Genomic DNA, 8,131 nt, shown 5'->3' with positions numbered 1-8,131 from the left:
ACTTCTGGATGGAAATCAACATGGTAACGAATTGACGTACCGCTTGGCACCACTGGATGGAGTGCCGGAGATGGTCTATCCGGTGAAGGCAACAGCCGCCAGCACCGCGTTCAAGCAAGGCACGCATACCAGCACGAGTGGTCAGCCGCTGCCGTTCGTATCGTTCGACAAGGGCAGCTACCGCTACGCGGCGTATGGCAGCACGACTACGGAACAGGGCATCTTGGTGGAGCAAAACGGCAAACGGATTGCAGACCTGCGTTGCCAAGTCGACCGTTTGTCTGAACTAGGCACTTCCAAGTTGCAGAGCCTGGAACTTGCTCAAGACTTGCGCCCGCTCATGCTGCCTTGACAACCCACGGACAGAATCAGTACAGCCAGTATCTGCTTGCCAGCTTGCTTAGGTGGGTGGCGGTACTGATTCGCTTATGGCCAGCAATCAATCAACAGTTCAATAAAAGTGAGACAGTCATGCGTATCAATAAATCTGTTCTATGGAGTGCTTTTAGCTTGGCACTGGTTCAATCACTTGGCATCTCTGGCGCTCATGCGCAGCAAAGCCGCCAAGTGCCGGCCTACGACCAAGCACAAGTGCGTACAGTGCTTGATCGGAGCGTCTTTTACCTGCCGTTGTTTGGCGCTGTGTACCGCGACAAGTTCACTGCGTTGATACCTAATCACCCAACAGTGCGTGGACTGGTCATTCACAACCATGGCTGCGGTGGCATGTGGGGCTGGGAGACGACATTGGCACAGTTCTACTACCGTGAAGGGTTTGCAGTGATCACGCCGGAATTTGTGACCCGTGAAGGCAACAAGCTCGGCTGCCCAGGTGGTTCAACCGAAGAAATGCTCAGACAAGCTGGTGCTCGCGCTCGCGAAGGCGTGTACACCGCTGTCAATCCAGCACGTTTAGATGCGCGAGGCGACGACATTGCGGAAGTCATTCGCTGGTTCAAGACGTTTTCTAATCTGCCAATTATCTTGAGCGGTCACAGTGAAGGGTGCCGCACCACCTACCACTGGGATCGTGCTGATCCTCAGATCGTCGGCGGCGTTTGCCACAAGCAAAGCGTGAGCCGGCAGTACGAACACCTTTGGAAGTGGGACACACGGCTGCCTATGTGGTCATCCATCGAAGACGAAGACCCATGGGCTGGCGGTAGCAAGCAATACCCTGCTGTTGGATTTGCGGAAAAGTTCAAAGACCACCCTGAGAACCTCACAGAGTTTCGCTATCCCGGCAACAGCCACAATCCACTGGTTCGACATGGCGAAGCTAGAAGTTTGGGTGACTGGCTCAACAACCGAGTCACAAAACCGTTGCAGAAAGAACAAAACGGATTCAACTACGAAAATGTATTGCCAGCAGTGCAGGATGCCGTAAACAGGCATTCACGTTGAGGTTGCATAGTGAGCGCTAGGGTCGCATGGATCGCAAGCAACCTTTGGCCGTATGCATTTATGCCGAGCGTCTGCTTTACGTGATGATTTAGAAATTCACGCGAGCGTCCATGAGTGGGGTGCGTAATCATCATTGTCCGGCAGGCAGAATTAGGCTGGTTGCAGTCGGTCAAGACATAACGATCAATGGCTGTTGATGCTCAGGGCAGTCATTGAACTAAGGCTTCTTCAGCGGTCTGCTCATTGCCCGAAAGCTGTTTAGGAAAAGCTGGTCGATTCAACCCCATCGTTTCGCAGATCATCATCTAAAGTCGTAGCGAATAAATTCTGTGTCTAAAAGTAAATTGCCTCATAATTTAAAAAACTATGACTAACCAGCCTTCTACCTTGACAACTGCTTCTAAACGTTTAAAGCCTACGTGGAGTGGTTCAGGGGAACAAGTGGTGGTACTTAGCCACGGTTTTGGTTCCGATCAGACATCTTGGGACTACATTCGTCCTGTTTTAGATGCAAATTTTCGGGTGCTTTCATACAACTTAGCTGGCTGTGGCGATGGCGGTGAGCACAGCTATGACTTGCATTTGCACAGCTCGCTGTTTGGATACGCTGATGATCTGTTGGCACTCATCGCAGAGCAGCAAGTGCAGCGAGTACTTTATGTGGGTCATTCGGTCAGTGGAATGATTGGCATGATTGCAGCAGCAGCACGGCCTGGGTTGTTTGATCGCTTGGTACTTTTGCAGCCCTCTCCGTGTTACTTGAACGATCAAGCAACTTCTTATGTAGGGGGCTTCGATCAAAGCGATCTGAATGCGCTCTACGCTGCAATGGCCACCAACTATCAGAGTTGGGCTGCTGGTTTCGTACCTATGGTCATGGGCTTGGCTGCGCAGGACTCCCTTGCACATTTCAGTGCGACGTTGTTCAAAATTCGCCCAGATATCGCGCACCACATACTGCGCATGATCTTTCAAAGTGATCATCGTAGTGTTGTGCCTCGTGTGAATACGGACACTCGGTTGATTCATAGTCGCAAGGATATGGCTGTACCGGTCGATGTTGCCGAATGGCTGCATGCCCACATCTCAGGCAGTGTGTCCGAGGTTTTGGAGCTGGAAGGTCACTTGCCTCACATAACGCAACCTGAGATCGTGGCGCCTGTCGTGCTGCGTCATCTCTTGGATCGCTGAGGTTTTTTTCCCGTGGGGACGCACGCAAATTCACTGGCAGCTTTTTTGGAGTTGGCGCGCCAACTCTCGCACGCAAGCTTGGTGATCGCGTTGCAGCAGCATGCTGTCGATCAGACCGTACCGCTGCGTAGCGAGCCTCCTTTGAGCTGGCATCGCGGCACCGCATGGTCTTGGCGCATTCCTGAAAAACTGAGCAATGATGCGGGAGCCTTACAGTTTTTGTGCGCTGCAGATTTGCCCAGCATGCTGGCGACTAATTTGACGTTCACCCCGGCGAAAATCGCGTATTTGAATTGCTTGGATTTAGGCGAACGGGTGGCGGGCGGTTTGCTTTTTGTGTGGGACGCCTCGCAAGCGTCCAAAGCGGCAACGCTATGCAGCAATCCATCATCGCAGCAGCACTTGATCGGATTGCTCAGACCAATCTATGCACGTTTGCTGGACGCGCGTCATCTGGCTGAAGAAACCATTGAATCTGGTGCCAGGTTCAATGACATCTTCAACAGCGTGCCACAGGGGGTCGTCGTCGTATCAGGTCTGGGTCAACATGCCCAAGTCAATCAAGTCGCCTCAGGTTTGCTCAACATCTCGGCCGGGTATGTTCCACTGGACACACTCGCGCATGCCATGCGTGCTGCGCGTACTCGATGCGATAACGCTGCCGACTTGGAGTCTGTTTATCTGGCTCTACAACACTCTTTGAATGCACAAGTGACAGCCAATTGGGAGCTGGACGAATGCATCTGGCGAGTAGACACACACCCTGTCCTCAATGATGCTCACAATGGTCGAGTTTGGCTCTTCCAAGATGTCACGGCTCAAATTCGACTTGAGCGAATGCTGAGACGAGAGGCGTCACATGATCCCCTCACTGGGCTGCTGAATCGCCGGGCTTTTTTCGATCTAGCCCAAGCCCACTATTTAGCGCAAAACTCCCAAGACAGAGCAGTGCTCGATAGGGAAGCGCCTCAGGACTTGGCAGTGTTGATGTTTGACATCGACCATTTCAAAAAAATCAACGATAGATTTGGTCATCCGGTCGGTGACAAAGTGCTGCGAGAGGTCGCTCGTCGCTCTCAGGCGCAGCTGCGTGAAGGTGATGTGCTTGCGCGCTATGGCGGTGAAGAGTTCATCGTATTGCTAAGCCAGGCCAACCAGGCCACCTCACGTGCGGTCGCAGAGCGGCTGCGCCTTGCTATGCAATCCCAGCCAGTATGTGTTGGGGCAAAAGTTATTCCGATTCACATCAGTGTGGGGCTGGCACTGCGGCGCAATAAGAAAGAAATGCTGGCAAGCACCATAGAGCGTGCCGACAAAAATTTATACATCGCCAAACGCGAAGGTCGAAATCGTGTGGTTGATGCAATCGACTAAAAAATTGTCAAAGTTTTCCAGTGTGACAGCTGCAGAATAGTCAGGCAGACAAAGCAGCATCGCTTGAGGCTCGCTGAAGTGATGAGCATCCTTGGTCTGCTATCGATCCCATTTGCTGAGAGTAGGGGGGGCTGGTTTGAATAAGATCCGTTACTGGCTGCTTCTGAAAATGGCAGAAATGCCAAGGCTTTTTGCTTTCGGGATCGGACTTCTTCTTGCGTTAGTCCTTGTATCGGGTGCACTGGTAGCTACGGTGTGGTTGGATCAACGCCGAATTAGTCAGCAGCATGAGGATACTTTGCGAACTTTCCAGAAAGTCGCAGCTGAAAGCACAGAGCTGCTTGATCGTTTGGTTGCCCTAGACGATCTGAGGTGCAGTGAACCAGGCTTGATAAGTCTGAATTCTTACTTGCTGGGTACGCGCTATCTGCGCGAAATCGGTCTGTTAGATGATGAACGCAGACTCACGTGCTCTACAGCCCTGGGCGCTTTATACGAGCCTATCAAAGGCAACTACCCCGTTCACATCACAGACTCAGGTGCAGAGTTGCTTGTCAATGTGCCGCTGACGATGGCAGGTAAGAAGCAGTCGGCCATCATCGTGCAGCGCCCAAGGGTCAATGTCGTTGTCAGCCCTTACGTTACTGACGATTTGTATGCGAGTGCAGACGTTGTTTGGTTACGCACGAGAGCGGGCCTGATCTTGCTGCATGCACGTACTGGCATCGAGCAATCTTCGGACATGAAGGTCCGAGCGGCGCGCCAGAATGCAACAAGATTTGTATGGCGAGGGCTGAGCTATGAACTTATCAGCATGACGCCTGGGCTAGATGTGGTGCTGCAGACGCAACGTAGCCTATTCACGATAGTTCGGCACGATATGTTGCTGCCAGCCTTTTTGCCAGGGTTGCTATTGATCGCTGCGCTTGCGATTGTTGGCGTAACTCCCTATGTGCAAAAGCTCGGTCGTCTGAGCCATCGCATACGATTTCTTTGCGACGATGCACATTTGATGCTGCTTTACCAACCTGTATTCGATCTGCGGACGATGCGCCCCATAGGCTGTGAAGTCTTAGCACGTTTGAAGGAGGGGGATCAAACGTGGACCCCTGATCAGATGATTCCCGCTATTTTGCGTAAGGGGCTGGAGCGTAGTTTTGATCATGCGGTGATGCGCAAAGCCATCCGTGAGCTTGCCGAGCATCTTCCGCAGATGAACCAAGGTAAGTTCAGTGTTGCACTCAACTGTTTTCCACAAAACATAGAGGCCAGCAGACTGATTCCATTGCTTGCGAATGCGTTGGAAGACTGCGGAAGAAAAGACTTTGAGATCTGCATTGAGGTCACAGAGCACAGTCTGTCCAGTGAATTAATTACCGAAGTACAGCAACTCAAGGCGCATGGATTTTTGATTGCTGTGGACGACTTTGGCACGGGCTATTCCAACTTAAAAACCGTCACGCAGCTTTCGCCGGAAATACTAAAAATTGATAGATCGTTCGTCTATGAGGTGGAAGATGGCACGGTTCGCTCCAGCCTGATCCCTGAAATCGTTCGCATAGCCTCTGCCGTCAACGCTTGCACAGTGGCCGAGGGCATTGAAAAAATTGAACAGGCACAGCTGCTCCTGTCGGAGGGTGTGCACTATGGACAAGGTTATGCGCTGGGACGTCCGATGAACATTAATGCCTTCATCAATTTTTTTGTTGAAGAGCCTCCGCTCCAGTAGTCAGCTGCTTCCAGTTGCAGCCCATCGACTTTGCCCCAATCGCATCCAAACGCTTTTTGGTCTCAGGATAGGGCATAAGGGCTAGGCTGAGCTTTTGCACAATTGCCGTATGTGTTTTAGCGCATCAGTAGCCATACCCCAAACTTGCAGGGCACGCAGCTCAAAGAAGAGGCCAAATGCTGGTGAGTATTTGCATGAAGTCCGCCTGGGGTTTGCATGGCAATACCAACACAGATTCGCGCAATGACACCGCCAAGATTAGCGAACTAAATAGCTTGCTTTTTACGGCCATAAGCAGAGTTTCAGCTGATTAATGCTAGCGTCCACTTCATTCAGGTGCCTTGTGAAAAGGCATTCAGCACTGGCATCGAAAAAATGACCTTTCAGATCGCTCTGTATGCCCTTCTCTCAGCCAAAATAATGGTGAGAAGCCCTTTTTGCCAATAGCAATAGTTGCGCCTGTACGTTCAAGTAGGTCTGTTCTGCACCTCTCGGCTAAGAGCAAGGGGCGCTTTTTTTAAAGCAGCCAATCATCCGGGATCCGACACGCTTTGAGAGGCGGCTGGACATACACCTGGCCTTGCTCAAATTAGCGGCAGCAATCATCTGTGCACGCTTCTAGCGGCTCTAAGTGTTCAGTCCCACGGTGAGATGGTGCGGATGAAGTCTAAAGCGGCTTGGATCTTTTTCCCATGCCTCACACATCGCCTGCAATGGTGTCTTCCACCTGAGCGCCTTCAAGTGCTTGCCGAAGTTGTAGCTTTGAACAAATGCTTGGACATGCTCCCGTAGCTGCTCCAGGCCCTCGTACTCATACGCCTTGATCGTGGATTCCTTGATGGTCCGGTTCATGCGCTCGACCATGCCGTTGGTCCAAGGGTGGTACGGCTTGGTATGTCGTTTCTCGATTTCATTGAACTTGCAGATGCGTTCAAAGATGTGACCGATGCATGTGTCGGTGACGCCGCCTCTGAAGCGTTCTTGCCCTGTGAAGGCCATGCCGTTGTCCGTCAGAACGGTATGTATGCGGTACGGGAAGGCCACAAGCACCTGCCGAAGGAACTGCGCTGCGTTGGCTTTCGTTGCCCTGTCAAAGAACGCAACATGCGTGAACTTTGTGACGCGGTCTATGGCAACAAACATGTGCTGTCTACCGCTGGAGATCTTCATTTCGGCGCTGTCGATGTGCACGAAGCCCAACGTCGTTTCTTCAAACTTTCCGCGCCTTCGCGGCGCCTGCATTGCTGGCTGTCGACTGATTCCGTGACGCTGCAGGCATCGATGCAAGGCGCTGCGGCTGAGTTTGGGGGCCATCTCCAGGAGCTGCCCCATGAGATCGTCCAGCGACAGATGCCCTTGCTTGCGTAATGCAATTGCCAGGTGTTCTTGCTCTTGAGAAAGATGCTGGCTTGCTCTGTCCCGAGGACCCATGGGCTCATCGAGCACCGAGGTGCGCGTACGCCACTTGGCCACGGTCTTGGGGTTGATGCCGTAGAGCTTGACCAAGGACCGATGGGAGCCGGTCGCTAGCTGGAGTTCTGCGCGGATACGCGGCGTTGTGCGGGCGCTGCCATGCAGGCGGATTGCCATAGTGCTTTCTCCTGTTCCAGGCTAAAGAATGCACCATAACTTCCTGGGACCGTACATCTAAGTAAATGCTTTGATGGGCGTTGAGCTCTGCTACCGACACGTTGTAATCATTCAACTACTGAAATTCCTGCCGACCGTTAGCAGCTAGCCACGCCCTTGCGACTGGACAATAGCGCACAAGGTGTTTTCTCTAATGCTTGCTAGCAGCTACTGCTGCCCAACTAGCACCCTCGCAATTGTCAAACGCCTCTGCATTTTTGATGGATGCGCCAATGATGCTCCGTTCCTTTCGAATTTCTGCCACTGAAGATTCGTGCATGCGGGGGCAGCATGTTGTTCATTGCAACAGTTGAATCTCCCCTAACCCGGTGAAGTCCGAACAGTGTGTACTTCTGGGAGACTTGATAACTACATCAAATAGTAATCATTACTATTTGCATATACAATCTGTCGCATCTTGCATAACAGGACAAATTAAGAATCATGACTGGCTGGACAAGGCTCATCGCAATGGCTGCTGCGTGTGGAGTAAGTAGCACCGCTTGGGGCGCTGGAAAAGAAAGTAAAGAATCTAGCCCCACAGAAAAGAGCATGCCGACAGTACACGTCACAGCGCAAAGCTTAGAAGCTCGTGTGTATACGCGAGAAGACATGGATGCGACGCCAGGAGGTAATCGCGATATTTCTTCATTGGTTGCCAATCATCCAGCAGTGCGGCAGAACCCGACCGTGGATGGTTCAGGCAATCGTGGCAGCCTTGCGCCGGAAGCTTTTTCCATCCATGGCGAAAGTCCGTATCAAAACCAGTTTCTGGTGGATGGAATGGTAATCCCCCCGTAAAAC

Annotated in this window: 6 protein-coding genes and 1 pseudogene; 6 read left to right on the top strand and 1 reads right to left on the bottom strand. The window is 52.0% G+C overall.

From position 1 onward, the window contains the following. The 5 genes and pseudogenes from B3R00_RS13245 to B3R00_RS13225 all read left to right on the top strand — a co-directional run. A pseudogene (locus B3R00_RS13245) lies at window positions 1-352 on the top strand (hypothetical protein); the annotation flags it as partial. Continuing rightward, window positions 349-1,404, top strand: coding sequence for a hypothetical protein (locus tag B3R00_RS13240; RefSeq protein ID WP_286999405.1), 1,056 nt, complete (start codon window positions 349-351; stop codon window positions 1,402-1,404). The pseudogene B3R00_RS13245 and the gene B3R00_RS13240, both read left to right, overlap by 4 nt. Before the next feature lie 387 nt (window positions 1,405-1,791). Next, on the top strand, window positions 1,792-2,595 hold the full coding sequence (locus B3R00_RS13235) for an alpha/beta fold hydrolase (RefSeq protein WP_286999404.1): 804 nt from the start codon (window positions 1,792-1,794) through the stop codon (window positions 2,593-2,595). A 12-nt stretch (window positions 2,596-2,607) separates the two neighbouring features. Continuing rightward, window positions 2,608-3,969 carry a GGDEF domain-containing protein gene (locus B3R00_RS13230; RefSeq protein ID WP_286999403.1) on the top strand — a complete coding sequence of 454 codons (1,362 nt, stop codon included), beginning with the start codon at window positions 2,608-2,610 and terminating at the stop codon, window positions 3,967-3,969. 136 nt (window positions 3,970-4,105) lie between these two features. Then, window positions 4,106-5,698, top strand: coding sequence for an EAL domain-containing protein (locus B3R00_RS13225; protein WP_286999402.1), 1,593 nt, complete (start codon window positions 4,106-4,108; stop codon window positions 5,696-5,698). A 627-nt stretch (window positions 5,699-6,325) separates the two neighbouring features. Here B3R00_RS13225 and B3R00_RS13220 read toward each other — a convergent pair. Continuing rightward, window positions 6,326-7,288, bottom strand: coding sequence for an IS481 family transposase (locus B3R00_RS13220; protein WP_286999401.1), 963 nt, complete (start codon window positions 7,286-7,288; stop codon window positions 6,326-6,328). A 483-nt stretch (window positions 7,289-7,771) separates the two neighbouring features. On the opposite strand from B3R00_RS13220, the gene B3R00_RS13215 reads away from it, so the two are divergent. After that, a complete protein-coding gene (locus B3R00_RS13215; protein ID WP_286999400.1) occupies window positions 7,772-8,128 on the top strand; it encodes a TonB-dependent receptor plug domain-containing protein in 357 nt (118 codons plus the stop codon). Window positions 8,129-8,131 lie beyond the last annotated feature (3 nt).

It is taken from the genome of Comamonas sp. UBA7840 (genome assembly GCF_002501455.1).
In the GTDB taxonomy this organism is placed as follows: domain Bacteria; phylum Pseudomonadota; class Gammaproteobacteria; order Burkholderiales; family Burkholderiaceae_C; genus Comamonas; species Comamonas jiangduensis.
Note: the sequence above shows the minus strand (reverse complement) of the source record. Positions and strands in the feature narration are given on the sequence as shown.